At 71.7% G+C, this 26,824-nt stretch carries 19 protein-coding genes; 9 read left to right on the plus strand and 10 right to left on the minus strand.

All coding sequences use genetic code 11. The features are described from left to right. Positions 1-96: 96 nt before the first annotated feature. A complete protein-coding gene (locus tag ACIQLL_RS11680) occupies positions 97-4,164 on the minus strand; it encodes an endo-1,4-beta-xylanase (protein ID WP_402467040.1) in 4,068 nt (1,355 codons plus the stop codon). A 420-nt stretch (positions 4,165-4,584) separates the two neighbouring features. On the opposite strand from ACIQLL_RS11680, the gene ACIQLL_RS11685 reads away from it, so the two are divergent. Beyond that, entirely contained in the window at positions 4,585-5,115 is a 531-nt protein-coding gene (locus tag ACIQLL_RS11685; RefSeq protein ID WP_402467042.1) for a phosphatase PAP2 family protein, read from the plus strand. Here the strand turns inward: ACIQLL_RS11685 and ACIQLL_RS11690 are convergent. Then, positions 5,102-6,256 (minus strand): nucleotidyltransferase family protein, encoded by a 1,155-nt coding sequence (locus tag ACIQLL_RS11690; protein WP_402467045.1) that lies wholly within the window; start codon positions 6,254-6,256, stop codon positions 5,102-5,104. The genes ACIQLL_RS11685 and ACIQLL_RS11690 overlap by 14 nt on opposite strands. Positions 6,257-6,405: 149 nt before the next feature. Here ACIQLL_RS11690 and ACIQLL_RS11695 point away from each other — a divergent pair, with 149 nt between their 5' ends. Next, on the plus strand, positions 6,406-8,220 hold the full coding sequence (locus ACIQLL_RS11695) for an ABC transporter ATP-binding protein (protein WP_402467048.1): 1,815 nt from the start codon (positions 6,406-6,408) through the stop codon (positions 8,218-8,220). Between the two features lie 9 nt (positions 8,221-8,229). Here the strand turns inward: ACIQLL_RS11695 and ACIQLL_RS11700 are convergent, their stop codons facing one another. From ACIQLL_RS11700 to ACIQLL_RS11715, 4 genes are read right to left on the minus strand one after another with little or no spacing between them, the layout of a single operon-like run. Then, positions 8,230-9,189: a hypothetical protein gene (locus ACIQLL_RS11700; protein WP_402467051.1), complete on the minus strand. Its 960-nt coding sequence runs from the start codon at positions 9,187-9,189 to the stop codon at positions 8,230-8,232. Beyond that, complete coding sequence (locus ACIQLL_RS11705) at positions 9,189-9,647, minus strand: lasso peptide biosynthesis B2 protein (RefSeq protein WP_402467053.1); 459 nt, start codon at positions 9,645-9,647, stop codon at positions 9,189-9,191. Before ACIQLL_RS11705 ends, ACIQLL_RS11700 begins: the two co-directional genes overlap by 1 nt. Further along, entirely contained in the window at positions 9,644-10,819 is a 1,176-nt protein-coding gene (locus tag ACIQLL_RS11710; RefSeq protein ID WP_402467054.1) for an asparagine synthase-related protein, read from the minus strand. Before ACIQLL_RS11710 ends, ACIQLL_RS11705 begins: the two co-directional genes overlap by 4 nt. Positions 10,820-10,877: 58 nt before the next feature. Beyond that, positions 10,878-11,003, minus strand: coding sequence for a lasso RiPP family leader peptide-containing protein (locus tag ACIQLL_RS11715; RefSeq protein ID WP_402467056.1), 126 nt, complete (start codon positions 11,001-11,003; stop codon positions 10,878-10,880). A gap of 184 nt (positions 11,004-11,187) precedes the next feature. On the opposite strand from ACIQLL_RS11715, the gene ACIQLL_RS11720 reads away from it, so the two are divergent. Beyond that, positions 11,188-11,442 carry a PqqD family protein gene (locus tag ACIQLL_RS11720; RefSeq protein WP_402467059.1) on the plus strand — a complete coding sequence of 85 codons (255 nt, stop codon included), beginning with the start codon at positions 11,188-11,190 and terminating at the stop codon, positions 11,440-11,442. A 95-nt stretch (positions 11,443-11,537) separates the two neighbouring features. Then, a complete protein-coding gene (locus ACIQLL_RS11725; protein ID WP_402467062.1) occupies positions 11,538-12,236 on the plus strand; it encodes a hypothetical protein in 699 nt (232 codons plus the stop codon). A 21-nt stretch (positions 12,237-12,257) separates the two neighbouring features. Here ACIQLL_RS11725 and mfd read toward each other — a convergent pair whose 3' ends face one another. From mfd to ACIQLL_RS11745, 4 genes are all read right to left on the minus strand, one after another. After that, positions 12,258-15,887, minus strand: a complete 3,630-nt coding sequence (mfd, locus tag ACIQLL_RS11730; protein ID WP_402467064.1) for a transcription-repair coupling factor — start codon at positions 15,885-15,887, stop codon at positions 12,258-12,260. Between the two features lie 164 nt (positions 15,888-16,051). After that, positions 16,052-17,134 (minus strand): glycosyltransferase family 4 protein, encoded by a 1,083-nt coding sequence (locus tag ACIQLL_RS11735; RefSeq protein ID WP_402467067.1) that lies wholly within the window; start codon positions 17,132-17,134, stop codon positions 16,052-16,054. Then, positions 17,131-18,201, minus strand: coding sequence for a glycosyltransferase WbsX family protein (locus ACIQLL_RS11740; protein ID WP_402467070.1), 1,071 nt, complete (start codon positions 18,199-18,201; stop codon positions 17,131-17,133). Before ACIQLL_RS11740 ends, ACIQLL_RS11735 begins: the two co-directional genes overlap by 4 nt. 259 nt (positions 18,202-18,460) lie before the next feature. After that, on the minus strand, positions 18,461-21,739 hold the full coding sequence (locus tag ACIQLL_RS11745; RefSeq protein WP_402467073.1) for a hypothetical protein: 3,279 nt from the start codon (positions 21,737-21,739) through the stop codon (positions 18,461-18,463). Positions 21,740-21,951: 212 nt separating this feature from the next. Here ACIQLL_RS11745 and ACIQLL_RS11750 point away from each other — a divergent pair, with 212 nt between their 5' ends. The 5 genes from ACIQLL_RS11750 to ACIQLL_RS11770 all read left to right on the plus strand — a co-directional run bounded on the left by ACIQLL_RS11750 (position 21,952) and on the right by ACIQLL_RS11770 (position 26,814). Then, on the plus strand, positions 21,952-22,788 hold the full coding sequence (locus tag ACIQLL_RS11750; protein ID WP_402467076.1) for a hypothetical protein: 837 nt from the start codon (positions 21,952-21,954) through the stop codon (positions 22,786-22,788). Between the two features lies 1 nt (position 22,789). After that, a complete protein-coding gene (locus ACIQLL_RS11755; protein WP_402467078.1) occupies positions 22,790-23,770 on the plus strand; it encodes a glycosyltransferase in 981 nt (326 codons plus the stop codon). 70 nt (positions 23,771-23,840) lie between these two features. Continuing rightward, positions 23,841-25,052: an ABC transporter ATP-binding protein gene (locus ACIQLL_RS11760; protein ID WP_402467081.1), complete on the plus strand. Its 1,212-nt coding sequence runs from the start codon at positions 23,841-23,843 to the stop codon at positions 25,050-25,052. A gap of 5 nt (positions 25,053-25,057) precedes the next feature. After that, the gene (locus ACIQLL_RS11765) at positions 25,058-25,894 is read left to right on the plus strand and encodes an ABC transporter permease (protein WP_402467084.1); all 837 of its coding nucleotides are present in this window, start codon (positions 25,058-25,060) and stop codon (positions 25,892-25,894) included. After that, entirely contained in the window at positions 25,894-26,814 is a 921-nt protein-coding gene (locus tag ACIQLL_RS11770; RefSeq protein WP_402467086.1) for a glycosyltransferase, read from the plus strand. The genes ACIQLL_RS11765 and ACIQLL_RS11770 overlap by 1 nt, the downstream gene beginning before the upstream one ends. The last annotated feature ends 10 nt before the right edge of the window (positions 26,815-26,824 follow it).

The raw sequence follows: 26,824 nt of genomic DNA on the forward strand, positions 1-26,824 counted from the left end.
AAACTCGGCGCGAGATAGGCGAACCTCTCGCGAGATGATTGCCTACCTCGCGAGAAGTTGGCCTACCCCGCGAGAAGTTGGCCTACCTCGGGGCGATCAGTCGACCGGCTCCCACGGGCCGTGCTTGCCACCCGGCTCCTGGTTGCGGGTCCACCACTGCGCCTCGTACCGGGACCCGTCGTGCACCACGACGTCACCCGCGGTGAAGATCCGCGACGCCGTCCACACCGCCGTCCCGTCACCCGCCACCGCGATCTCCTGCCACGACCCCCACGGCGAGACCCCCGGCGTCTCGGTCGTCCACCACGACGCCCGGAACACCGACCCCTCGAAGGACACCTCGTCCCCCGCGGTGTACACCTGACCCGCCACCCACTCGGGCACCGGCGGCGCGGCCGGGCCCACGAGCTCGGCCACACCCCAGCGGCTCGTGTACTGGTAGCCGGTGCCCGTGGGGTCGGCCCACGAGGTCACCGCGGTGCGCGCGCCGTCGGCGGCGTCGTTGACCTGGAGGTCCAGGCCGTGGAACGTGCGCAGGCCGCCCTGGCCGAGCAGGTCGACGGCCACCTCGACGCGGTAGCCGTCCGCGGTGGGCGTGGTCGCCGAGGTCACCCGGGCGGCCTGGGCCGCGGCGTCGCCGGTGCCGAACGACACCGCGTTCTCGGCGCTGACGCGGATCTGGGTGTCGTCGGCCTCGTAGCCACCGTTCTTGGTGTTGCCCGTGTCCAGGAAGATCTCCACCGAGTCCTGGATCCACGGGTCCGAGCCGCTGACGTCCAAGGTCGGGTCGGTCACGTCGGCCAGTACGTACAGCGTGTCGCCGACCCACAGGGTGCGGAAGGTACCGACGGCTCCGTCGCTGCCCTCCACCGGCTTCTGCGCGGTCACCGACGCCGCGTCGGCCCACACGTCGTCGACCTCGCCGTCGACCGCCGGCGCGGACGCCCCCTCGGGCACCTCGACGAACGACAGCTCCTCCAGGAGCGTGAGCGTGCCGGTGGCGCCGGGGCTGTTCCACCCGGCGGTGGTGCCGCCGTCGGACACCCGCACGTCCAGGGCCGCCGTGTCGCCCTGCGCGGCGCCGTCCAGCGGCAGGTGCGCGACGACGTCGTACCCGGCGTCGGTCCCGGTGACCTCCGCGGCCGCTCCGGCGGCCCCGCTGACCGAGCCGTCCCGGCCGACGACGACGGTGCTGCCGTCCAGCTCGAACGTCACGGCGTCGCTCGCCTCGACCGCGTCGTCCGCGACCGCGACCGCGGCGGTGAGGTGGTCGGGTGCCCAGCGGAGCTGGAAACCTGCCACCTGCTCCCCCGCTGCGGTGATCGCGTGGCGCGGCAGCCGGTCCCACTGCGGTGAGGCCGCCGCCGAGCCGTCGAGCGCGACGTCCCCGGCGAAGACGTCCGCCGCACGCTGCTGCGCCGGCAGGTCGCCGTCGACGACGCCGTGGTAGGCGGGCTTGGCCTGGTAGGCGTCGTCGAACACGAGCGGCGCCCCGTTGTCGGCTCGCCACGACCGCCCGTCCGTCAGCCCCCACACGGTCACGCTGTACAGCGCGTCGGCGTGGTCGCGGAACATCCGGAAGGCGTCCCGGAACCAGTAGCCCTGCTCGATGAGGTTCGCCTGCGTCTCGGGCGTGCCGATCGTGACGTCGAGCTCGGTGACGGCCTGCGTCACCGGCAGATCCTCGAACCGCTCCAGGGCCGTCTCCAGCGCGGCCACCGGCATCGCGAGCGACACGTGGAACTGGTGGCCGACGCCGTCGACCGGCACGCCGCGCTCGAGCAGCCGCTCGACGAGCGCGACGTAGCGGTCCTGCTTGGCGCCCTGCTCGGTGTTGTAGTCGTTGATGAACAACTTGACCGGGCGGTCCGTGCCCTCGGCGGCGTAGACGTCGTTGAAGGCCTCGTCGGCGTACTCGAAGGCCAGGTCGATAAAGTCCTCACCGAGGATCCGGTACCACTCGCTGCGACGCAGGCCGTCGTCCGTGGCGCCGTCCGAGACCACCTCGTTGACGACGTCGAAGGCCGTGATCGGGTTGTCGGCCCCGAACTCGCCGTAGGTTCCGGCGAGCCACTCGGCCACGGCGAAGATGTGGTCGCGCATGCGGTCGCGCAGGATCTGCTGGTCGGCCGCCGAGTCGGTCAGCGGTTCGCCGGCGTCGTCGGTGAAGAACCAGTCCGGGGTCTGGGAGTGCCAGACGAGCACATGCCCGTACAGGTCGACGTCGTTCGCCGTGGCGAAGTCCATCAGCGCGACGGCCTCGGGATGCGGGCGGAACGTGCCCTCGTCGTCGTACCAGGCCTCGGGCTTCATGTGGTTCTCGGGCGTGATCTGGTCGAAGTGCTTCAGGAGCAGCTCGGCGGCCGGGCCCGTGGTCTCCCGCGAGTCGATCGCCACGCCGGTGTGGAACGGGACCGTCTCGCGGATCGGCGTGAGGTCCTGGACTCCTTCCGGCTCGGGCACCGCGAGCACGACGTCGTCGACCAGGAAGTCGCTGGTGTTGGTGCCGTTGTAGTCGGTCTCGAGGTACAGGTACTGCTCCGCTCCGGCCGGTGCCTGGAAGGAGGCGGTGACCTCGGTCCAGCCGTCGGCGGTGACACCGGACCACTGGGCGAGCGTCGCGTAGCTGGTGCTGCCGTCGGCCGTGCTGGCCAGCGAGAGCCAGACGGCGTCCGGCTCCTGGCCGGCGGCGAACCGGACCTGGGCGGTCAGCTCGTAGCGCACGCCCGGCGTCAGGACGTCGGAGACGTCGCGGCCGATGCCGTCGCCCTGGCCGTCCCGGGAGCCGATCAGGGCCGCGGCCCCGCCGGACGCGGCGTCGGCCGTGGTGATCTCGACCGTCGGGTCGGTCTCGTCGCCGCTGCGCGGGCCCCAGCCGGCGAGGCCGTCCTCGAAGTCGGTGCTGAGCACGGTGCCCGACGCGGGCGGGGTGCCCTGCACCGGCGTGAACTCCCAGCCGTCGGCCAGCCGCTCGGTGACCACGGTCTGCACCGCGGCCAGCGATCCCGAACGGTCGCCACCGCCGTCGTGCACCAGGACCAGCTCGCCGTCGGTCATGGCGGAACGCAGGTTCTCCGTCAGCGTGGACTCGTCCTGGGTCTCCCAGTCGGAGATCGTGTTCGTCACGGCCAGCGGCTGCATGCCGAGCCTGACCGCGACCCCCGGGGTGGCGCCCCAGGACCCGTTCGGGGCGCGCCAGAACGGGACCTTCGCGTTCGGGTCGCCGAGCGCGCCGCGGATGATGTCCAGGTTGGCGATCATGTCCGCCTGCGCCTGCTCCGGCGTCATCGACCCCATGTCGGCGTAGCCGGTGGAGTGGTTGCACAGGGCGTGCCCCTCGGCCACGATGCGGCGCAGGAGCGCGGCGCCGCCGTCGGCCTCGATGTTCTGGCCGATCACGCAGAAGGTGGCGTGCAGCCCGTTCGCGGCGAGGAAGTCCAGCAGGGCCGGGGTCGTGCCCGGGTTCGGGCCGTCGTCGAACGTCAGGGCGGCCACGGGTGCGCCGGCGCTGCCCGCCTGGGCCGCGGACACCGGTGCGGTGGTCGGGTTCACCGCGCCGCCGGGGACGAACCCGTCGGGCAGGCTGCCGTCGGTCTGCTGGCCGGTGATCGACAGGTCGTCGACGAGGAAGTCGGGGTGGACGTCGCCGACGGGAGCGGCCTCGAGGTAGAGCTGTGCGGCGCTCAGGCCCTCCGGCATCGTGTAGCTGCCGCCGACCTGCACCCAGTCGTCGGCCGTGGCGGTGACGGCGCCGCCGACCCAGGTGTAGGCGTCGTCGCCGCCGTCGGCGGGTGTCTCCTGGACGGTGAAGTGGAGGTCGGTGGGGTCCGTGGCGCCGGCGGGCAGCTTGACCCATGCCTCGATCTGGTGGGCACCTCCCTCGGTGAGCAGGCCGGTCACGTCCGTGGCGGGGCCGTTCCACTCGGCGGTGCGACCGGTGACGCTCAGGGCGCCGGAGCCGGTGCGGGCGTCGTCCGTGATCTCCAGCGTCACGGGACCACGAGGCCCCCAGGGGTCGTAGGTCGTGTCGAAATCGTTTTCCAGCAAAACGGAGTCCTCCGCCGCCGCTGTCGCTGCCCCGGCGACGGCGGCACCTGCTGCGCCGCTCACCGCCAGCGCGGCCACGATGAGCCCCGCGACCGTCCTGGTGATCCTCTGCCTCATCGTCGCTCCCTTGCGATGTGCGGCCGGCGGCGTCGGTGCCGCGGCGCGGGCACCCAGCGTGCCCTGTGGTGAGGACACTAGAGGTGGTGCGAAAACGATGTCAACGAGGTGCGACGGAGGACGGCGGGCCCCGGACGGGGCTCAAGCACCGGCGATCGACCACCACGAGGGTCGCGAACCGAGTTTCACCCGCGGCGCTCCGGGGTGTCCGGCCGATGAGTGCGGGATGATCGACTGCAACACCGAGGGAGGCGAGTGATCGGACGACCACCGCGACCACGCGCCCAGCGCCGCCCCCGCCCAGCGCCGAGGGGCCGTACGCACGTGCTCGCTGCCGGGCTCCTGTCGGCAGGGCTCTTCCTCGGGTTGTACCTCCTCGCGGTCCACACCGACACGGGACAACGGGCCGATCAGGACCTCATGCACGACATCGTCGTCGGCATGACCTGGTTCGAACCGGTCGGGAGCTTTCTGCGGAACGTGTTCCCCTACGTGCTCGCCGTCGTCGTGGTCGTCCTCGCCGTCGTGGCCGCCTGGCGCCGCCGCTGGGCCGCCCTCGTGGTGGCCGCGGTCCTGGGTGTCACCACGGTCCTGACCGCGACCGGGCTCCGCATCCTGCTCCCCCGCCCGGGCGAGGGACCTGGCCTCAGCGGGGAGTCGATGGTCAACACCTACCCCAGCGGACATGTCGCTGCGACCGCCGCGCTGGTGGTCGCCCTGATCCTGCTGTGGCCGCGAGCGCTCCCGAGGGGTTCGGTCGCCGTCGCGATCGTGGTCGTGCTCGCTGCCGCGCTCGGCTCGGTGGCCACGCACGCGCACCGACCGAGCGACGTCGTCGGCGGGGTCCTCCTCGTCTGCGCACTCGCCGGTCTGCTGATCGCAGCAGCCGGTCCACGCCGGGTCCGACCGACCGCGGAGCGGGTCCGGGAGCGGGCGGTCAGGGACGCCTGACCGCCCCGCGTGCGGCGAGCTCGAGGTAGGCGGAACGGGCGTCGTCGTCCGGCACGTCCAGGTCGAGCACGTTCCCCTCGGGACCGTTCCGGGCCACGCGTCGCTGGATGCGCCGGACCTCCAGGCCCGACCCGACCGCCACCGCGAGGCTCGACAGGGGTCCGTTCCGTGTGGCGGCGATCAACCTGCCGTCGCCGTGCCGGTCCCCGGGCAGGAGGACACCCGGCAACCGACGCTCGCGCTGCCGCACGATCCAGGGCCAGAAGCCCGTCAGACCCTGCACGGCTCGTCGACCGTGCTCGCCGAGCCCCAGCACCCGGTCCACCCTCGCGCACACCTGCATCACCGGCGCGTAGACGTCGAACGACCGTGCCCGGTCCTCGAGCTCCGACCAGTCGAACCCGGGTTCGCGGGCGGCGTGCCAGACGTCCCCCAGCCACAGGAGCCGGTTGGCCCCTTCCTGGCAGGCGTGGAAGGCCAGCAGCAGCGCGCCGTCGACCGGGTCGAACGTGGGGACGTCGATCCCCCCGATCTCGACGGTGCGACGTGCCGCCAACATCGCGTCCAGGTCGATACGGAAGGCACGCCGCAGTTCCGGGCGGACCGCGACGCTCCAGTGCAGGTCCAGCATCTGCCCGCGCGGCGCCCGCATCGCGAGCTCGCCACGGCCGGACCGCAGCAGTGCGGGCCAGTTGCGGTCGACCAGCACGCAGCCGCTGTCGAGCAGGGCCTCGACGGCGGTGGGGAAGTCCTGCGGCGCGATGTACAGGTCCAGGTCGGTGTACTCACGCATCGCCGCGCTGGGCCAGAGGTGCCCGGCCGCGACCGGCCCCTTGCCGACGGCCCAGCGGACACCGGCGTCGTCGAGGTGCCCACCGACCTCCCGCAGACCGGCGAGCAGCAGCAGGTGCCGCATCGACTGCCTGCGGGCGGCAGCGGTCACCGAGGGGATCTCCGCGGTCGCCGCGAGGTAGCGGTGGACGGCCGGGCGGATCCGGTGCTCCCGCGCGGACTCGCCGAGCAGCGCGAGGTCGAGGCCCTCGACGTCGGCGGTCCCGCCCTCCCGGTCACCCCGGACCGCGTCGAGGAGGATCCGCCGGACCTGCCGGCGCCCCGGTCCGGACGGGTCGTGATCTGACACGCTGGCAGCGTACCGAGGCACGGTCGACGGGCCACTGCGGCGTCGGGTGAATTCGTCCTCGGCACGGGTGATACGCGGCTCCGAGGTTCGCCACCGGGTCGGTCGGTGCGAAGATGCAGCGAGACGTCACCCGCGAATCGAGGCGCACCATGTCGAGAGACCGCACCGGGGCGGCCGGCTCCGCACCGCGGCGCCGGTCCCTGATGCGCTTCGGCCACCTCGTGCGCCGCTCGATCCGCATCGTCCGTGAGGCGGCACCGAAGGCCTTCACCGGGACGGTGCTCCTGCAGGTCGTCAACGCGCTGCTGCTCTCCGGCCAGGTCCTGGCCGTCAAGCTCGTCCTCGACACCCTCCTGGACCCCTCGGCCGACGCCGCGTCCGCCGCCCTGCCGATCGTCCTGCTGGCGGCGACCATCGCCGGCGCCACCGTCCTCGGGAGCCTCACCGGCTCGATCGGGAGGTTCCTCGGCGAGAGCGTCGCGCGGAACATGCTCGAGCACGTCCTGACCGTCGCCTCCCGCGTCCCGCTGCGGTACTTCGAGTCGACGGGCTTCTACGACCGGCTCGTGCGGGTGCAGGGCGACGCCATCTCCCGCCCCAACCAGGTGACACAAGGGCTCATCTCGATGATCGGGGCGCTGGCGGCCTCGATCGCGATGGCGGCCACGCTGGTCTCGATCTATCCGCCGATCCTCGTCCTGCTGGTCGTCGGCGGCGTGCCCCTGTTCCTGGCCAACCGACGCGCCGGGCAGCTCGAGTTCCGCTTCACCGTGGACCAGACGCCCACGCGACGGATGCGCGGCTACCTCACGTACATCCTCGGTGACCGGGACGCTGCCAAGGAGATCCGCTCCTTCACGATGGCGGACTCGCTGCTGCGTCGCTTCACCGATCTCTACGACCGCTACCTGAAGGACCTGCGGCGACACCTGGTCCGACGGACGCGTCTGGCGCTGCTGGGAAGCCTGGCCACGTCGCTCATGCTGGCGCTGACCCTGCTGGTCGTCGTCTGGCTCATCAGCACCGACCGCGCCTCCGTCGCGGAGGCCGGCGCCGCCGTGGTCGCGATCAGGCTCCTGCAGGGCCAGGTGCAGGCCCTGTACGCGGGGATGCAGGTGATCTTCGAGGCCGGGCTGTTCCTGGACGACGTCGACGAGTTCCTCGACCTGGAGCCCGCCACCACCGGGCCGGCGAGCCCGACCCCGGCGCCCACGGACTTCGAGCAGATCGAGGCCAGCGGTATCGGCTTCACCTACCCCGGATCGGACCGGCCCGCCGTGGCCGAGATCGACCTGACGATCCGCTCCGGGGAGGTCGTGGCTCTCGTCGGCGAGAACGGGTCCGGCAAGACGACGCTCGCCAAGATCCTCTCCGGGCTCTACGCGCCGGACTCCGGGTCGCTCACCTGGGACGGAGCCGACGTCGCCACGATCGACCCCGAGTCGTACCGCGGGCGGGTCGCGGTGATCTTCCAGGACTTCGTGCGGTTCGCGTTCTCGGCCCGGGACAACATCGCGCCCCGGGGCGACGGCGACGACGACGCCGTGGAGCGCGCTGCGGCCGCGTCCGGGGCCACGGGCGTGCTGGGGTCGCTCCCCTCCGGCCTGGACACGATGCTGTCGAGGATGTTCGACGACGGCGTCGACCTCTCGGGCGGGCAGTGGCAGCGGGTGGCGATCGCCCGGGCCTTCTACAAGGACGCTCCGTTGGTGATCCTGGACGAGCCCACCGCAGCGCTCGACCCGCGCGCCGAGCACGCGCTGTTCCGCGACCTGAGGTCGACCCTGGACGGACGAGCCGCCGTCTTCGTGTCGCACCGCTTCTCCACGGTGCGCGACGCCGACCGGATCGTCGTCCTGCACGACGGCAGGATCGTCGAGGAGGGCAGCCACGACGACCTCATGGACCTCGGCGGACGGTACGCGGAGCTGTTCCGGCTGCAGGCGAGGGCCTACACGACCTGAGGGCCGACGTCAGATCGGCGCCGACTGCAGGACGCCCTCGCGGACCAGCCGTGCTGTGGTCGGGGCGGCCTCCGGTCCCCACGGGACGTAGGCACGGTAGACCGGCACCTTCGACACCAGCCCGGCGGCCTGCGTGAACGCCCTGCCCACCACCGTGGGTTCCGACCAGCCCATGAGCCGCGGGAAGGACATCAGCGCGAGCATCGCCTCCTTGCCCGTGAGGCGCACCACCTCGGACCGCCCGTCGCGGGTGGGCAGGGGCACCACGATGCCGGCGAGCGGGACGGCGTCGGAGCTCGCTCCCTCGAAGCGGAGGATCCTGCGGTCGTCCGCGCTGATCCGCTCGCCGACACCCTGCTCGCGCAGGCCCTCCTCGGTCACGACGGTCCCCGGCCGCAAGCGGATCTCGGTCGCTCCCGGCGGTACCGTCACCACGTCGTCGGCCGGGTCGACCGGCACGACGTCGTCCGACAGGAGGCGAGCACCGTCCGCGCACATCAGCGCCGCCATGGTGGACTTCCCCATCCCCGAGTGGCCGATGAAGGCGATGGCAGCGCCGTCGACCTCGACGGCGCTGGCGTGCAGCACGAGCCGACCCCGCAGCGTGAGCAGGAGTGCGCACAAGGTCCCGACCGCGAGGATCGAGGCCATGCCCTCGTCGACGTCGTCGACCATCCGGAACTCGGCACGGTCCAGGTCCTGGGCGATCAGGACGTCGCACAGCCCGTAGATGCGGAACACCAGGCTGCCGTCCTCGGCCCGGACCAGCGAGTACCAGTGGTCGTCACCGGTGGCCTGGTCGAGGAGCACCGTGCCGGCCGGGGTGTCCGAGGTCGACCCGATGCGCCCACCGAGCGAGACCAGGACGTCCGGCGTCCTCCCGGTGGCGGGCCTGGCCTGGTGCAGGGGGAAGGTGCTGGCGACGACGAGCCCGTAGATGTCCTGCACGTCGAGTCGGTTCGTGGTCATCATGGCCTCGGGGATGTCGGGGCGCCGAGGACGAGAAACTCCTCGTCGGCGCTGGGGTCGAGACTGGTCCCGTCCACGACGAGCCAGGCGTGCGCCGCGACGGCGCCGCCGCGCTTGGCCACCCCGATGGCGAGCTGCGGGCGGTGGGCGCGCAGCACGTGCCCGCCGACGAGCGCGGCGCGCAGGCAGGAGCCGTCGAAGTACCGGGTGCGCAGGATCCGAGCGGCGAGCTCCAGGCGGTCGCGCTCCCGGGGCGTGAACGCCAGGGCCGCCCGGCCGGCGCCGTTCGCGGCGTCCGCGGGTCGGCCCGCCACGAGGTCGAGGCGAAGGAGCGCGGCGAGGCGCGGCAGCGGCGCGTGGCGGACGCCCAGCTCGACGACGGCGGCCAACGCGACGAGCTCGACGGCGTCGAGCTGCGCGCGCAGCGGGAGGGACCAGAAGGTCCGGAGCGCACTCATGCGTCGACCAGAGGCGTGCTCAGGCGCTCCGACGCCGCCCAGGCCGTCTGCAGGTGGTGGTCCGTCCCGGAACGCAGGACAGGGTTCAGCCATGCGGCACGCAGCGCCTCCACGTCGACGACGTCGGGGTCGACTCCGGTCCCGTCCCAGGACCGTGCGAACTCCTCCTCACGGCCGCCCCAGCGGGCGCCGTTGAACGCGGCCTTGCTGGTCCGGGCGAGCACGGCGTCGGGGAGCAGGTCGTGGAACAGCCGGCGCATGACGTCCGTACGGCCGGCCGGGCCCCACCGACCTCCCCATCGTGCGAGTGCCGCCAGGAAGCGAGGGTCGGCGAACGGTGTGGCCGGGGCCATCCCGAACTCGCGGACGCCCGCCTCGTGGTTCGCGAGGACGACCGAGACGGCGCGCGGCTCGAAGACTCGCCAGGTCGCCTGGTCCCAGCGCCATCGCTCGTGCGTCCCGGTGTTCATCAGCTGGAGACGACGTCTGCCGTAGGGGGCCCGCAGCCAGGACTGGTCCTCGCGCGGCAGGCCGGGGCGCCGGGCCTGCACGGCGTACGGCAGGACCGACCAGGCCGCCGACCGCAGGAGCCGCCGGGAGGGGCGCCCGCGGTTGAGCAGGACGTTGCGCAGGGACGTGACGCGGTGCGGGAGGAAGGCGTGGTCGCCACCTTCACCGGTCAGGAGCACCGCGGCGTCCAGGGCCTTGTACACCGGTTCGCGCAGCTGCAGCGCCGTCGGCCACACGACACCGCGGCGCCGGATCGCCCGCTGCGCGGTCTCGCTCAGCAGGGACTGCTCCCCGTGGAGCTCGATGACTTCGTGGTGGACGTCGAGATGGTCCACGACCAGACGCTGCCAGTCGGTCTCGTCGGACTCGGGAACCTCCGGATGGCGGACCGAGACCGCGATCGGCTCGTCCATGCCCTGCGCCCGGGCGACCGACACGGCGACCGCGAGCAGCGCGGACGAGTCCCGCCCGCCGGAGAACAGCACGACGGCAGGCCCCGCTGCGAGGTGCTCGGCGACGACGCGCTCGAGGACCGCGCGCGGTTCGGGCTCTGCCCACGGGAGCGGTCCGGCGTCGTCCCGGCCGGCGACGACGCCGAGGGTGTCCTCGATCGTGGACAGACGGACGAACCCGGGCTCGGCCGACTCGACGAGATCAGGCACGATGTCCTTTCACGACGGATGGCCGGGGCGGTGCCCCGGCCATCCGTGCTGGTGGAGCTCAGCGGCTCACGTGGTCGAACGGCCACCACTTGTAGGTGTCGTCCCAGTCGACGGCGTTGGCGTCCTTGCCCAGCGTCAGCTCCGACAGGCTGCCGACCTTGGTGATGCTCGGTGCTTCGTACATCGTGTCCCCCTCTCGTTGGTCGTCGCAACGAAAGCGTCGCAAGTGCAGCACCGACCGGCAATCGTCCGGGCGGGTGAAACCAGGTGCCGCGGACGTTTTCACCCGAGATCCGGCTTCAGTTCGCCGCGCCGCGTGCGCGCGGCGAGGATCCTAGGACGACACGACCTACCGAGGAGAGTGCACGATGAGGATCCGGACCGACGACGTGGCCTGGCAGGAGATCGACGGCGAGCTCGTCGTCCTCGACCTGAGGACGTCGGCCTACCTGACGACGAACCGCGCCGGGGCGGTGCTCGCCCAGCGGTTGCGCGAGGAGCAGAGCCTCGAGGCGCTCGCGGCAGCGCTCGTCGACGAGTTCGACATCGACCGTGCGACGGCGGTCGCCGACGCCGAGGCGTTCGTGGACTCGCTGCGCGAGCTGTCTCTCCTCACCGAGTAGTCGGTGCGGGACGGTGGGTGAAAGTGGCGTCGCGCGGCGCACCGAGCACGGCTCCTGAGCTAGGGTCCACTCCACGCTCGACGCCGAAGGAACCCATGCGTATCACTATCGATATCTCGACACTCACGCGATTCCTCGTGATATCGATCGCCGGGCTCGGTGTGCTCCATGTCCTGTTGGTGGCCCTCACGGAGTGGGTGCTTCCGGACTCGGGGGGATTGCACATCGTGGACCTCTTCGTCAATCTCGACCAGGAGGGCGGCCTTCCGATGTGGTTCTCGTCCGTGCTGCTGGCGGTCACAGGTCTGGTGGCGTTCGACCTCGCACGCGCTGATCACGCCGGTCGCCGCGCCTGGATCGCGCTGGGCACCGTCATGGTCTTCCTCTCGCTCGACGAGGCCGCAACCGTCCATGAGCGGATCGGCGCAGCGCTTGAGCACAACGTCTCGGGAATAGCCGAGCTGCCGTTCAACGTGTGGGTGATCGTCTACGTCCCGTTCGCGTTGCTCGCGCTGTTGCTCTTCATTCCGCACCTGAGCGCATTGCCTGCCCCCGTTCGGAATCGCATACTCCTCGCAGGGGCCCTGTTCGTCGGCGGAGCGGCCGGTCTGGAGATCGCCGTCGGCCTCGCCCACGCGGACCCCGACTCGGATCGCGTGCTCACCCAGCTCTTCGCCCTCGGTGAGGAGCTCCTCGAGATGTCTGGCGTTGCGCTCCTGCTCCTGTCCCTCGTCGCCTACCGCACGCAGCTGGACGAGATCGGTGCGATCGCGTCCCCCGAGTCGGTCCCCTGACAGGCTCTCGCCCGGGGCCTGTCAGGAGGTCGTGGAGACGGCCGCGGCGGCGAACACCTCCCCGAGGACCACGGCGTCGATGAGCTGCCTGGCCCACGTCAGGATCGCCGCGCCCCGCAACGGCTTGCCGCCGATGCGCGCCGTCGTCGGGAACGGCACCAGGACCGCCCGGATCGCCGGCTTGAGGATGGTGCCCGGGTAGAGCCGCTTGAGCCGTAGCTGGGCGGACTCCGGCAGGTCCACCGGGGCGAACCGGATGTGCTTGCCCTGCGCGGTGATGTCGGTCAGGCCGGCGCGGCGGGCGTGGTTGCGGAACTCGGCCACCTCGAACAGCGCCTCGGTGGGCTCGGGCAGGGCACCGTAACGGTCGACGAGCTCGGCCCGTACCTCCGCCAGCGCGGCAGCGTCCTGGGCGGCGGCGATCTTCTTGTACGCCTCGAGGCGCAGACGCTCGGTCGCGATGTACGACTCGGGCAGGTGGGCGTCCACGGGCAGCTCGACGGTCACCTCGGGCTGCTCCTCCTCACGGTCGCCCCGGAAGGCCGCCACCGCCTCCCCCACCATGCGCACGTACAGGTCGAACCCGACGCCCGCGATGTGGCCGGACTGCTCGCCGCCGAGCAGGTTGCCGGCGCCGCGGATCTCCAGGTCCTTCATGGCGATCTGCATGCCGGCGCCGAGGTCGGTGTTGGCGGCCATGGTGGCGAGCCGGTCGTGCGCGGTGTCGGTCAGCGGCCGCTCGGGCGGGTACAGGAAGTAGGCGTACGCGCGCTCGCGCCCACGGCCCACCCGGCCCCGGAGCTGGTGGAGCTGGGACAGGCCGAGGGTGTCGGAACGCTCGAGGACCAGGGTGTTGGCGTTGGAGATGTCCATGCCGGTCTCGATGATGGTGGTGCACACCAGCACGTCCAGCTCCTTCTCCCAGAACGCCCGGATCACCTGGTCGAGCTGGGTCTCGGACATCTTGCCGTGCGCGACGCCGATGCGGGCCTCGGGCACCAGCTCGCGCAGGCGCGAGGCGGTCCGGTCGATCGACTCGACCTTGTTGTGCACGTAGAAGACCTGGCCCTCGCGCAGCAGCTCGCGCCGGACCGCCGCGGTGATCTGCTTCTCCTCGTACCCGCCCACGTAGGTGAGCACCGGGTGCCGCTCCTCGGGCGGGGTGGCGAGCGTCGACATCTCGCGGATGCCGGTGACCGCCATCTCCAGGGTGCGCGGGATCGGGGTGGCGGACATCGCCAGGACGTCCACGTTGGTGCGCAGCTGCTTGAGCGTCTCCTTGTGCTCGACGCCGAACCGCTGCTCCTCGTCGATGATGACCAGCCCGAGATCCTTGAAGTGCACGGACCCGGTGATGAGCCGGTGGGTGCCGATGACGATGTCCACCGACCCGTCCTTGAGCCCCTCCAAGGTCTCGGAGGACTCCTTGCTGCTCTGGAACCGGGACAGCGCCCGGACGTTCACGGGGAACCCGGCGTACCGCTCGGAGAACGTGTCGAAGTGCTGCTGGACCAGCAGGGTGGTCGGGACCAGTACCGCGACCTGCTTGCCGTCCTGGACGGCCTTGAACGCCGCGCGGATCGCGATCTCCGTCTTGCCGTAGCCGACGTCGCCGCACACGAGCCGGTCCATCGGCACCGACTTCTCCATGTCCGCCTTGACCTCGTCGATCGTGACGAGCTGGTCGGGCGTCTCGATGTAGGCGAACGCGTCCTCGAGCTCGCGCTGCCACGGGGTGTCGGGGCCGAACGCGTGGCCCTGCGTGGCCATGCGCGCCGAGTACAGGCGGATCAGCTCCGAGGCGATCTCGCGCACGTGCTTGCGGGCGCGCGCCTTGGTGTTCTTCCAGTCGGCGCCGCCCATCTTGGACAGCGTCGGCGCCTCGCCGCCGGTGTACTTGGTGACCTGGTCGAGCTGGTCCATCGGCACGAACAGCCGGTCTCCCGGGTGGCCGCGCTTGGAGGAGGCGTACTCGATGACCAGGTACTCGCGCGTGGCGGCGTTCGCGCCGGCGCCCAGGGTGCGCTGCACCATCTCGATGAACCGCCCGACGCCGTGCTGCTCGTGCACCACGAAGTCCCCCGCGCGGAGCTGCAACGGGTCGACGACGTTGCGACGCCGCGACGGCATCTTGCGCATGTCCCGCGTCGTGGTGCCCTGCCGGCCCGTCAGGTCCGCCTCGCTGAAGACGGCCAGGCGCAGCTCCGGGACGACGAACCCCTTGCCGACCATCGCCGGCGCCACGTGCACGACGCCGCCCTCGGGCTCGTCGGGCAGGGTCGTGACCAGGCGGGCCGCGGTGTCGGCGGCACCGAGCTGCTCGACCATCCGCTTGGCCGGTCCGGGGCCCTCGGTGGTCAGGACCAGCCGCCAGCCGGCCTTCTGCAGGCCCTGGACGTCGTCGAGGGCCCGGGCGACGTCGCCCCGGTAGGACTCGACGTCGCGGGCGGCGATGGTGAGCGTGGTGCCGCCGTCGTCCCCCCGCACGACGGCGGCCGACGCCGCGGCCGGAGCGCCGTCGTCGTCCGCGACCTGCTCGGCCGTGTCGAGGGAGAAGGCCGAGAGCGTCCACCAGCCGAGGCCCCGGCGTGCGGCGACCTCGCGGGTGTCGGCGAACGAGGCGAACGACGCCGCGGACAGGTCGAGCGGGGCGTCCCCGCCGGCGACGGCGCCCGTCCACGCCGCGGCCAGGAACTCCTCGGTCGTGGCGACCAGGTCGTGGGCACGACGGCGGACGCGTTCGGGCTCGTCGAGCACCAGCAGGGCGTCGGCGGCGACCAGGTCGAGAACCGGCACCATGCGGTCCACCAGCACGGGGGCGAGCGACTCCATGCCCTCCACCGCGATGCCGGCCGCGAGCTTGTCGAGCATGTCCGTGGCACCGGGCAGCCGCTCCACGAGCGCGGCGGCCCGCTCGCGCACCGCGTCCGTGAGCAGGATCTCGCGGCACGGCGGGGCCCACAGACCCTGGTCCGCGATCTCCAGGGAGCGTTGGTCGGCCACGGAGAACCAGCGGATCTCGCTGACCTCGTCCCCCCAGAACTCGATGCGCAGCGGGTGGTCCTCCGTGGGCGGGAAGACGTCGAGGATGCCGCCGCGCACCGCGAACTCGCCGCGCCGCTCCACCATGTCCACCCGGGTGTAGGCGGCGGCCACCAGCGCGTCACCGACGGCGGTGAGGTCCGCCGTCTGCCCGTGGTGCAGCTCGACCGGCACCAGCTCGCCCAGGCCGTCCACGACCGGCTGCAGCAGCGCACGCACGGGCATCACCAGCACGCGGACCGCACCGGCCTGTCCGCTGTCCGCGTCCGGGTGCGCCAGACGGCGGAACACCGCGAGCCGCTTGGCGACGGTGTCCGCGCGGGGGCTGAGGCGCTCGTGCGGGAGGGTCTCCCACGCGGGCAGGACCGCGACGTCGTCCGACCGCTCGTCCGGCAGGTAGGCACGGATGCTCGCCGCCAGCTCGTCGGCGTCGCGACCCGTGGCCGTGACCACGACGAGCGGCCGCTCCTGGGCGGCGGCGGCCAGCAGCGGCGGCCGCACGCCCTTCGGACCGACGACGTCCACCTCGCCGCCCGCGGGCACGGCCTCCAGGGCGGCTGCGGCACCGGGGTCGGCGAGCAGGGCGGGGACGATGCCGGTGAGGTTCATGGGAGTCCTTCGGAGCAGGTCTTTCGGCGCAGCGCACGACGACGGGCCCACCTCACCCCGGGACGGGGCGTGCGGGCTGGTGGGTCCAGGCTACTCCGGAGTCGGAGCGAGACCACGAACGGCCGGTCGGGCCGGAGGAGCCTCGGGGTTCGCGGGCCCCGGGTTCAGGAGCGACGGCGGTAGAGCTCCTCGTAGCGGTCGACGGTACGCGCGAGCGAGAACTCCTGGGCCCGCCGGGCACCCGCTGCGGCGAGCGACGCGCGGCGCCCCGCGTCGGCGAGGAGGTCGGCGAGCGCCCGACCGGTGCCGTCCAGCGGCACGAGAAGTGCGGAACGCCCGTCGTCGCTGACGTATCTGGCCCCGACGTTGGGCGTGGCCACCACGGGTGTCCCGCTCGCCATCGCCTCGACGTACGGGATGCCGAATCCTTCGTAGTCGGAGGGCAGGCAGAAGACCCACGCCCGCCGGTAGGCGTCGGCGAGCTCGGCGTCGTCGAGTGCTCCGAGCGCCCGCACGCCGGGCCCCGCGTCCTCGGGGACGTCCCGCGAGACCATCCACAGCTCGGCGTCGGGATGCCGGGGCCGCACCTGGGCGACGAACTGGCGGGCGAGCTCGGCCCCGTTCTTGCGTCCGTGCCACGCGCCGACGAACAGCACGGTCGGATGCTCGGATCGCGGGTCGCCCTGAGCGTGGAACCTCCCCAGGTCGACGCCGTTGGGCACGACGTCCCGCACCCACGGGTACCACCGTCGCGTGGCCGGCGAGACGACCACCGTGTCGTCGGCGACGACGCTCGCGAGCCACTCCGAGAGGCCGAGCAGCACCATGCGCACCCGCTCCTTGGCACCGCGGATGCGGCGGGCCTCCTCGAAGCACGATCCGTGCAGCGTGCGCACGTGCCGGCCGACCCGGCGGCGCCACATCCAGTAGTCGTCACCGTGGGCGTGCACCACGTCATAGCTCGTCAGGTCCAGTCGGCGCACGGCCGTGGCGAACCGGAACGTCCGCAGCGCTCCGGACAGCTCGACGTGCCGGTGCCCGTAGGTCGCCCCCGGGACAGGTGGGCACTCGCTGATGACGTCGACGTGGTGCCCGCGCCGCACGAGCTCGGTGGCGAGCTCGTGCACCTGGTACCCGATACCTTGCTTGCTGGCGCTCGGCAGGTAGTAGGAGATCATCGCGATGCGCAGGGGACGGCTCGAGGTCCGGTCCCCGGTGGCCTCGGGCGCCGCAGGCGTGGCCGTCATGACGCGTCCCGCAGACCGTCGCGCAGGGCCTGCAGCCAGCCGCGGCCGTACTGCAGGTCCGGCTCCAGGTGGTTGCCTTCCGCCCACTCGTTCCAGGACTTGACCCAGAGCAGCTGCTCGTCCGCGGGACGGTGGGCGATGGAGGCCGCTGCCTGGTGGACGTTCTCACGGAACTTCTCCGGCGTCGCGCCGTGCAGCACGACGCCGCGCCGGCCCGACCGCGGCGAGTTGTCCCAGTTCGGGTACACGCACGGCTGGATGAGGTCGCCGGTGCGGTTCTCCTGGCTCCACGACGTGGAGTACGGGTGGATCTCGGGTCCGCCGGCCAGCTTGCGGTAGGCGCGCATGCGGACCATGTCGAGTCGTGACCTGCCTGCCGGCATGCGCATGTACACGCCCGCGTCGAAGCCGTCCTCCTTGACGCGGTCGTAGCGGACCCCTCCACCGTCGATGTCACTCATCTCGGCCACCAGGTAGAGGCCTTCGAGACCTGCGCGACGGGCCAACGACTGCCACAGGTCCACGAACTGTCCGGCGTCGGGCAGCTCCTCGGGGCGGAAGACGTAGAAGACCGGACGCCCCCCGACACGCAGGTAGCGCGCGTCGCGGAACGCCGGTAGCACCGCCTCGAAGTGAGCGGTGTAGTCGTCGAGGCCCGGGTACTTCTGGTGCATCAGGACGCGGTGGGGCTCGCCGTGCCAGATCCCGCTCCACGTCTGGTTCGCCCACGCGAGGCAGAACGGCAGATCAGGGCTGCCCGACGCCAGCACCTCGGCGAACGGGCGCTCCAGGATCCTGCGCCCGTGCCCGAACCAGTAGTGCCAGTAGGCGAACGCCTCGACGCCGTACTCCTGGGCGAGCTCGGCCTGCGCAGCCCTCGCCTCCGGCAGACGCAGGTCGTAGAAGCCCAGCTCGGACGGCACGAGAGGTTGCCGGTGTCCCGGGTAGAGACGCCGCGCACGGGCCACGTTCGTCCACTCGGTGAACCCCCGTCCCCACCACTCGTCGTTCTCGGGCACCGGGTGGAACTGCGGCAGGTAGAACGCCACCGGGCGTACCGCAGTCATGCCGCTCCGTGCCGGCGGCCGCGTCGACCCGCCCGGATTCTGCATGCGGCACCTGGCCGATGCGCTCCAGCACGACGTCCGGTCGTCATCTGTGGTCTCCTCCGCTCACACCGAGCACCGCGCTCGCCACCCCAGTCTCGGCGCCAGTCGTGGGGCACTCAACGTCCGAGGCGGCTTTTCACCCCGCGCGCCCCAGCTCCTCGGCGGAAGTTCACCCGTGCGATCACGCCACCGCGATGCACCGCGACGCCGGCGGGCCTCAGGACGGTGACCATGCCTGCACGGCGCTGACGGCGACCAGCCAGTCGCTCTCGGTCACCAGCCCCATGAACGGTGTCGGCGGACCGCCGAGCACGCCGGTGTAGTTGACGTCCAGCACCCGTACGCCCCGGACACGGGTCCACGGCACGCTGATCCGCACCGCGGTGATCTCCACGGGATCGGTGTGCAGCAGCGCGACACGGTCCCACAGCTGGTCGGTGGGGGACCCGATCGGACGCCACTCGCCGTCGGTCGTCTCGACCTCCACCGTGTAGGCACGCAGGCCCGCGGTGCAGCAGCGGATGCCGGGAGTAGCGACCGCGATCCGATCCACCTCGGCCGGTTCCTCCAGAGTGACGGTCACGGACGGGGCGGGGTCCACGGAGCCGTCGCTCAGGCGACCCGAACGCCACGGGTCCCGCACATCGAACGTGCCGGACGTGATCGTGGCCGGGTCCCCGGCCTCCGGGTGCGTGGACGACGCCGTGACGGACGCACCGGCGAGCACGTCCCGGCCGAAGGGCTCGGCGGCCCGCACCGACAGCCGCTCCCCCGCAGGGGCTCTCAGCATCACCGGGCTGCCGCTCACCGGCACGTCGGTCCCCCCGGGCTCCACGACCAGGGGGGCCTCCGCGCCGTAGACGTCACGACGGACCACCTCGACGTCGTCGCGGGAGCCGGACGCGACCAGGACGGAGGTGCTCAGCCCTTCCGACCACAACGCCAGCACGGACGTCCCGTCGGCTGCGGCGGCACGCACGGCGTGGACCCCGGGCACACCCGTGGACACCGTCGTCGCGTCGTCGTACCGGTCCACCAGGGGTGCGGTGGCCGCGAACGCGGCTCCGGCAGGCTTGACGTAGCCGTCGTACTGCACGAGCGACCACGAGACGCCGTTCTCACCGAAACCACCCTCGCTGAAGAAGTAGGTCCACTCGGCGACGTCCTCGGTCGCGTACCACCACAGCTTGCGGGCCACGTCCCACCCGGACGCCCAGAAGTTCACGACCCCGTCCGACCACCACCCGGACTCCGTGTCCCACCAGGGCAGCCCGTCGCAGTCGGCGAGGATCTCGCGCAGCGCGTCCATCTCGGCGCCGTCGCGGGAGAAGCCCTCCTCCTCCCACGAGCGGTTGTACCCGGTGTAGGGGTGGATCCCGACGGCGTCCATCGACGCGCACCCGCCCGCGTCCACCAGGCCACGCCACCAGTCCAGGGCGAAGCCGAGGGTGTTGCCGCCGACGACGACGGCACCCGGGTCGGCGGCGCGGACGGCTCGTGCGAACGGCGCACCCACCTCGCGCTCGTAGCGAGCCGCATCCTCGTAGCCGGTGTTGTTCGGCTCGTTCCACGGTTCCCAGGCAGAGATGCCGGGTGCACGCTCTCCCAGCACCGTGACGATCTCTCGCACCCACCCCTCCCAGGTACCCGCCCGCGCCGCCGCCGTCTCCGCCTCGCCGCCCTGACCCACCTGGACCGCGAGCTCGACGCCGCTGCGGGACGCCAGCCGCGCAGCGGCCTCGAGGTCGGCGAACGGGTCCGTGATCTCGTCGTCGGCGGCACCGAGACCCGCACCCGGCAGGAACTCCCAGTCGATCGCCGCCGCGTCCGGGGTCCCGGCCGGGTCGGGGACGAGAGCGCCGAAGTCGAGCTGCACCCGGTGGGACCCGACGCCGAGCTGGTGAGCGAGCTGCACACCACGCAGCGGGCCGGCGCCTCCCCAGTCCGCGCCCTCGGCGAGCGCCGACGGATCGAGCGCGCTGCCCGGGGGCGTCACGGTGTACCGCAGGCACGTGCCGGACACGGGGACGTCCTCGCCGTCGAGCAGCGCGGCGTCGACCTCGTAGACCCCGGGGCGCGGTGCCGGCAGCTCGAGAACGATCGACCCGCCGTCCGCGGGCAGGTCGCTCAGGTGGACGTCGCCCGCGACGGGGTCGGGAACCCGAGGGTCCCCGCGCACCTGGTAGCGCAGCCGGTACCGGTCGGCGTGAGCGCCCCAGGAGGGATCGAACTCCGCGGTGACCCGAGGGGTCTCGTCCGCGCCGAAGACCGCATACGGGCGATCCACCAGCAGACCGGCGCCGAGACCCAGGGTGGCCACCAGCGACTCGTCCGCGGCGTCGACCTGGAACGGCTCGCGGAGGCCGAGCTCCATCCGCTCGGTGCTGATCGCGGTGAGCGAGACCGTGGCATCAGGGCCGTCGGTGAGCAGGTAGTAGTCGTCTGCGTCGCGCAGCACCGGAGTGCGATCCCACAGGGAGAACGGTTGTGCGAGGTCGGCGCCGACATCGGGCCACACGCCGCGCCGGACGCCGTCGACGCCGTACCAGCGCAGACCGGTGCCGGGCTCGGCCAGCAGCAACCCGCCCTCCGGAGCGCTCGCGACGCCGGTCGCCTCGGTCCACGGCAGGTCCGGCAGTCCGACAGGCCCGTCCCGCTCGGGGGGCGCACCGAGTCGTGCCTGCACCTCGCCGTCCGGACCGGCGACGGTGAGCGTCGGCCCGTCCCCGTCGTCGCCGCGATAGACCACGGCGCCCCCGTCCAGGGCACCCAGGACGCGGCCGTCCGCTGTGAGCGGGTCCAGGCGCTCGCCGTCGCCGGTGACGCGGTGCACGACGGCGCCCGCGTCGTCCACGCCGACGACGCGTCCGTGCACCTCGTCGTCCCACGCCACCGTTCCGGACAGGTCGAGCACCGCGCCGGTGGTCTGAGGGCCCGCCGGGAGCTCCACCCGGAACAGCTCGGTACCGTCCGGGGCGATCTTGAGAAGATCGCGGCGACCCATGAGCGTGTCCAGCAGATACACGTTCCCCTCGTCGTCCACCTCGAAGGTGTCGAGGCCGAACAGCTCGTAGCTCGGGTCCCACTCCAGCGTCACCGCGGTCCGGCCCCCGGACGTGCCGTCGTCGAGGTCGTAGCGGACCACCGTGTACGTGGCTTCGTCACGGGACATGACGAACGCGGTGCCGTCGTGCACCCGGACGGTGACGAGCTCACCGGAGTCCGGGAGCACGTCGTCGACGACCGTGCGCAATCCCGGCATCGCCTCGGCGTCGACGCCGTCGGCGACCAGCTGGGTGAGGTCGGGCACCCCGCAGACCGGTGAGTCGCCCGCGGGCCTCCCCGCGGTCTGCTCGCCGGCGGCGTCCCCGGCGGTCGACGGCCGGCCGGCGGGGGCGTCGTCCGGGCCCCGACCGCGGACGAGGATCAGGACGAGCGCCACGATCACGAGGCCGACCAGCAGCACGGGCAGGGCGACCACAAGGCGTCGTGCCATGGTGCCTCCCGCGCTCGACCCGGTACTGCCACGCTAGAAGGCCGGTGCCACGACGGCGAGGGATCGGCTGACACTTCACCCGGACGGACCGTCGGCAAGATCACCCGCAGTTCACCCCCGCCCGGACGGGCTCCTGCTGTCGTCCCTCCGTGCCGACCGGTGATGATGATCCCTAGCGCCGATCATCCCGATGTGCAGGAGGCCTGGACCCGATGAGCTCTCGTCGCGTGGGTGCCTACGTCCTGTCCGGTGACCCGACGTGGCTGGAACGCACGCTGCGCGTGTACTACCCGCTGCTCGACGAGCTTGTCGTCGCGCTGCCACAGGACCAGCGCGGCTGGACCGGCAGGCCTCTGCCGGTCCAGGAGTGCGTCGACATCGTCCGCTCCGTGGACACCCGTGGGATCGTGCGCTTCGTGCGCGGCAGCTGGGTGGACCCCGGCGACCCGCTCGGCGTGGAGACCCGTCAGCGCCAGGCCGCGGTCGATGCCCTGGCCGGGACGGACTGGGTCGTCCAGGTCGACGGTGACGAGCTGCTGCCCTCCCCCGAGCTGCTCGTCCACGCGATGGACCGCGCCGACGTGCTGGGTGTGGACGCGGTCGAGCTGCCGATGCGGGTCGTCTTCCGCCGCACCCGGCGTGCCCGCTACGAGGTGGTGCGGCCGAGCGGTGCCCCGCACCTCGAGTACCCGGGGCCGGTGCTGGTGCGCTCCCCCACGCGGCTGGCCAGCTCGCGCCGGACGGACGGCGCCTTCCTCCGTCTCGTGGTGCCCGGCGACACCTCGTTGCAGGTCGCCAGGCCGCCCGGACCGGGTGAGGTCCGCGAGGACCTCCCGGCCGAGTTCAGCCCCCTCGTGCACAACTCGTGGGGGCGGACTCCTCGCGAGATCCTCGCGAAGGTCCGTTCGTGGGGACACGCGAACGACATCCACCGCTACCGGTACTACTGCGCGGTGTGGTTGCCGGCGCCCCTGACCTGGCGGCTTCTTCGTGACTTCCACCCGTTCGCGCGTGACCTGTGGCCCCGTCTCCGGCGAGTGGCCGACTGAGATGCCGCCGACGGTCCGCAGCCTGGTCGTCGTCCTGTCCTTCCACGGCGTGGACGACACCCTCGCGTGCGTGGACTCTCTGGTCCAGGGGTCGCCGGGGCACGACGTCCTTGTGATCGACAACGGGTCGTTCGACGGCGTCCTGGACGAGCTCGCAGCCAGGTTCCACGGTGTCGCGACGATGCAGACAGGGACGAACCTGGGCTTCTCCGGAGGGATGAACGCCGGCATCTCCCGCGGGCTTCGCGAGGGCTACGACGTCGTCACGGTGCTGAACAACGACACGGTGGTCGAACCCGGCGCCCTGGACGAGCTCGTCGGGATCGCAGCGAGTGGCGGCACGGCCGTGAGCCCCCTCGTCCTCTACCGGGACGAGCCGGGACGTGCCTGGTTCGAAGGCGGTCTGCTGGATCCTGACGACGGGCTGCCTCGGCACATGACGCCGGTCGAGGCCGCCGCCGCAGGTCGTCGGGACGGCGGCGATCCCTACGCCGTCGCGATCCTGGCCGGGTGCTGCGTCACCGCGTCGGCCTCGACGTGGCGGGACGTCGGGCTGTACGACGACCGCTACTTCCTCAACTTCGAGGACTCCGACTGGAGCATGCGAGCGCGATCCCGCGGGGTCACGCTGCAGGTCGCGCCCCGCGCGCGGATCCACCACGGGGTCTCGCGGTCCTTCACCGGTGCCCACGCCTACCTGGGCACGTACTACTACCTGCGCAACCTGCTCCTGTTCGCCTCGACCTGGCTGCCGGCCCGCCAGCGGCGACGTCTGCTGCGTACGCGCGTCCTCCCGACGCCGGTCCGTGACGCCCGGGCGCACAGCGCGCGGGCGGGGATACGCACCGGATGGATCCTGGCAACAGTCGCCGTGGCGCGTGTTCAGCGGCGCTACGGCCGAGCCCCGGCACGTCTGGAGCGGCGGGCACGCCGGTGGTCCGACGCCTCGCGGCACCGCTCCTCCCGGATTCACCCCCTGTAGGCGCCCGGGACGACAGATTCACCCGTTCCCGGCGTTCCCGATGCCCGTCCCCCATGCCTACGGTTCACCTGTGCATCAGCAGGTAGGGTCCGCGATCCAGGCGCAAGGCCTGGGCAAGTCGTACCGCATCGCCACGTCCGGGCGCTCGCACGACCGTCTCACGGAGGCCGTCGCCGCGCGCTTCAAGGACCCGTTCCACCGGCGGGAGTTCGAGACGTTCGACGCTCTGTCCGACCTGTCCTTCGACGTGCCGTGGGGTGAAGCCGTCGGGATCGTCGGACGCAACGGAGCAGGCAAGAGCACGCTGCTCAAGATCCTCACCCGGATCACCGCGCCGAGCAGTGGTCGGGTGGAGCTGGGTGGCCGCGTGGGCAGCCTGCTCGAGGTCGGCACCGGTTTCCACCCCGAGCTGACCGGGCGCGAGAACATCTACCTCAACGGGTCGCTGCTCGGGATGGGCCGCAGCGAGATCCGGCGCCGGTTCGACGACATCGTCCGGTTCTCCGGCGTGGAGAAGTTCCTCGAGACGCCGGTCAAGCGATACTCCTCCGGGATGTACGTGCGGTTGGCATTCTCCGTCGCTGCACACCTCGAGACGGAGATCCTCGCCATCGACGAGGTGCTGGCGGTGGGCGACGCCGAGTTCCAACGCAAGTCGCTGGACAAGATGCGCGACGTCGCGAAGGACGGCCGTGCCGTTCTCTACGTGAGCCACCAGATGCAGACGGTGACGTCGCTGTGCACGTCAGCGATGTTCCTCGACCGCGGCCGCCTGGTGCAGCACGGGACGGTGGACGACGTGATGTCGACGTACCGCGACAGCTTCAGCAGCTTTCGCAAGAGCCAGGAGGACGTCCGCCGGCGGCCCGGCTCCGGGCTCATCCGGTTTACCGAGGTCACAACTCCCGAGATCCGTGAACCCGTGGCCGACACCGTGGTCAAGTTCGAGGTCGGCGCGAACCCTGAGATCGTCGGGAAGTACTTCGTGACGTGCCACATCCGCAATTACCAGGGCGTCATCGTCACTCAGTGCGACTCCCGGCTCGTGAACCAGTGGTTCGATCCCTCCGAGCCGCACGGCGGTGAGGTGCGGATCAAGGACCTCTGGCTCCAGCCGGGGCTCTACACCGTCGACATGCATCTGTGCCAGGCAGGCATCTTCGACGAGTGGCAGGCTGCCGCCACGTTCGAGGTGCTCCCCCACCTTCCGTACCCGGAGGTCGTCATCGAGGACGGCATCTTCGGCGCCGTCCTGTGCGACTTCGACTACGAGGCATGGTGACCGGCGTGAGCGCATCCAGGACCACCACGAAGATCGTCATCACCCCGCCTCGCAAGCTCAACGTGCCACGGTGGCGAGAGCTGTGGGAGGCGCGCGAGATCTTCTACCGCTTCGGAGTTCGCGACGTCGTGCTGCGGTATCGGCAGACGGCGATCGGAGTGGCGTGGGTGGTGCTGCAGCCGCTGGTCACGGCGGCGATCTTCGCCGTCGTCTTCGGCCGGGTCGCCGGCCTGCCCACGGGCGGTGTGCCGTACTTCCTCTTCGCCTTCGCCGGAACAGCCGCGTGGACCGTCTTCTCCGGGGTGCTCACCCGGGCCGCGCCGTCCCTGGTGGCCAACCAGCAGCTGGTGTCCAAGGTCTTCTTCCCGCGCGTCGTCGTGCCGCTGTCGACCATGCTGTCCGTGCTGCTCGACTTCGGGGTGTCACTCGCACTGTTCGGGGTACTGCTCGCCGTCAACGGCGTCAACCCGGGATGGGCCGTGCTCGGTCTGCCGCTTTGGACCCTCTGCGCCCTCGCTCTCGGGTCTGGTCTAGGCCTCGCCTCGTCAGCGATCATGGTCAAGTACCGCGACGTGCAGTATGTGCTGCCCTGGTTGGTGCAGGTACTCATGTACGCGACCCCGGTCGCCTACTCCCTGGATGCCGTCCCGGCCGGCCTGTCGTGGTGGTTCGAGATCAACCCGCTGACCTGGCTCATGGAGTGCTTCCGCTGGGCCATGCTCGGCACCCAGGCGCCGCCGGTCTGGCAGGTGGCGGGGCTCGTTGCGGCGTCGGTGCTTGCCGTGGTGGTGGGGCTGCTGATCTTCCAGCGGCGCGAGCGCGAGTTCGCGGATCTGATCTGATGGACGCACGCGTGACGGTGGTCATGTCGACCAACCGTGTCTCGCCCTATCTCGCCGAGGCCTTGCAGAGTGTCAAGGATCAATCGTTCACCGATTGGCACCTCGTCGTCATGGACAATGGTTCGCCCGACCCGGCCGGCGTGCGCGAGGTGGTCGGAATGATCCCGGGCGCGGACGTGGTGCAGGAGTCGGGCCACGTCGTGTCGATTCCGCTCAATCATGGCGCAGCACTCGCTCGTGGCGAGTATGTGACGTTCCTGGACGACGACGACGTGTGGTTGCCAGACCGGCTCCGAGTGCTGGTGGACCTTCTCGACGCCGACCCTGCTGCGGGCGCTGCGTACTCGTCGATCGATGTCATCGATTCTCGTGGTCGGCGTCAGGGACACCATTTCATCGCACAGGATGAGTCGGCGCACGACCTGTTGTCCGGCCACTATCCCTTCCCCAACCTCGTCTCGTTCGTCTACCGACGCACTGCGCTGCTACGTGTCGGCGGGTTCAACCCCGCTCTCGCCTACGCCGAGGACACCGACCTCACGTTCCGGATGCTGCAGTACTCGCGCATTCTTGCCGTTCCTGAGGTGCTCACCCTCTACCGTCGACACGGCTCCAACACGACCCACGACAACTTGACTGAGGTGTACGACTGGGCGCGCCGCATGATCGGCATGCAGCTGTGGGGTGCGGAGCAGCACCCGGATCCGGGCGTCCTCGTGGACGTCCGCGCCAATCTCGCCGCTCTGGACGCGCACGACGCCGTGGACTCCGTGGGCGAGGGTTTCGACCGGCTGCGCCGCGGACGTGTCCCGGGTGCTGCCCGCATGCTCGCCCGCGCCGTGCGTCTCGACACGCGGGCCGCCACTGGCGAGGCCGTGCGGCGCCTCCGGAACCGCACCCGGCGGAGCAGCAGCGGCTGACTGCGGAACG

Source organism: Isoptericola aurantiacus (genome assembly GCF_044769875.1).
Lineage (GTDB): Bacteria > Actinomycetota > Actinomycetes > Actinomycetales > Cellulomonadaceae > Isoptericola > Isoptericola aurantiacus.

What these genes read in the sequence shown, in the direction of transcription:
- ACIQLL_RS11770 (WP_402467086.1), top strand. Translation starts at nt 25,894, where the DNA reads ATGGACGCACGCGTGACGGTGGTCATGTCGACCAACCGTGTCTCGCCC.
- ACIQLL_RS11745 (WP_402467073.1), bottom strand. Translation starts at nt 21,739, where the DNA reads ATGGCACGACGCCTTGTGGTCGCCCTGCCCGTGCTGCTGGTCGGCCTC.
- ACIQLL_RS11715 (WP_402467056.1), bottom strand. Translation starts at nt 11,003, where the DNA reads ATGTACGAAGCACCGAGCATCACCAAGGTCGGCAGCCTGTCGGAGCTG.
- ACIQLL_RS11695 (WP_402467048.1), top strand. Translation starts at nt 6,406, where the DNA reads ATGTCGAGAGACCGCACCGGGGCGGCCGGCTCCGCACCGCGGCGCCGG.
- ACIQLL_RS11750 (WP_402467076.1), top strand. Translation starts at nt 21,952, where the DNA reads ATGAGCTCTCGTCGCGTGGGTGCCTACGTCCTGTCCGGTGACCCGACG.
- ACIQLL_RS11735 (WP_402467067.1), bottom strand. Translation starts at nt 17,134, where the DNA reads ATGACGGCCACGCCTGCGGCGCCCGAGGCCACCGGGGACCGGACCTCG.
- ACIQLL_RS11705 (WP_402467053.1), bottom strand. Translation starts at nt 9,647, where the DNA reads ATGAGTGCGCTCCGGACCTTCTGGTCCCTCCCGCTGCGCGCGCAGCTC.
- ACIQLL_RS11725 (WP_402467062.1), top strand. Translation starts at nt 11,538, where the DNA reads ATGCGTATCACTATCGATATCTCGACACTCACGCGATTCCTCGTGATA.
- mfd (WP_402467064.1), bottom strand. Translation starts at nt 15,887, where the DNA reads ATGAACCTCACCGGCATCGTCCCCGCCCTGCTCGCCGACCCCGGTGCC.
- ACIQLL_RS11740 (WP_402467070.1), bottom strand. Translation starts at nt 18,201, where the DNA reads ATGACTGCGGTACGCCCGGTGGCGTTCTACCTGCCGCAGTTCCACCCG.
- ACIQLL_RS11680 (WP_402467040.1), bottom strand. Translation starts at nt 4,164, where the DNA reads ATGAGGCAGAGGATCACCAGGACGGTCGCGGGGCTCATCGTGGCCGCG.
- ACIQLL_RS11755 (WP_402467078.1), top strand. Translation starts at nt 22,790, where the DNA reads ATGCCGCCGACGGTCCGCAGCCTGGTCGTCGTCCTGTCCTTCCACGGC.
- ACIQLL_RS11685 (WP_402467042.1), top strand. Translation starts at nt 4,585, where the DNA reads ATGCACGACATCGTCGTCGGCATGACCTGGTTCGAACCGGTCGGGAGC.
- ACIQLL_RS11700 (WP_402467051.1), bottom strand. Translation starts at nt 9,189, where the DNA reads ATGACCACGAACCGACTCGACGTGCAGGACATCTACGGGCTCGTCGTC.
- ACIQLL_RS11720 (WP_402467059.1), top strand. Translation starts at nt 11,188, where the DNA reads ATGAGGATCCGGACCGACGACGTGGCCTGGCAGGAGATCGACGGCGAG.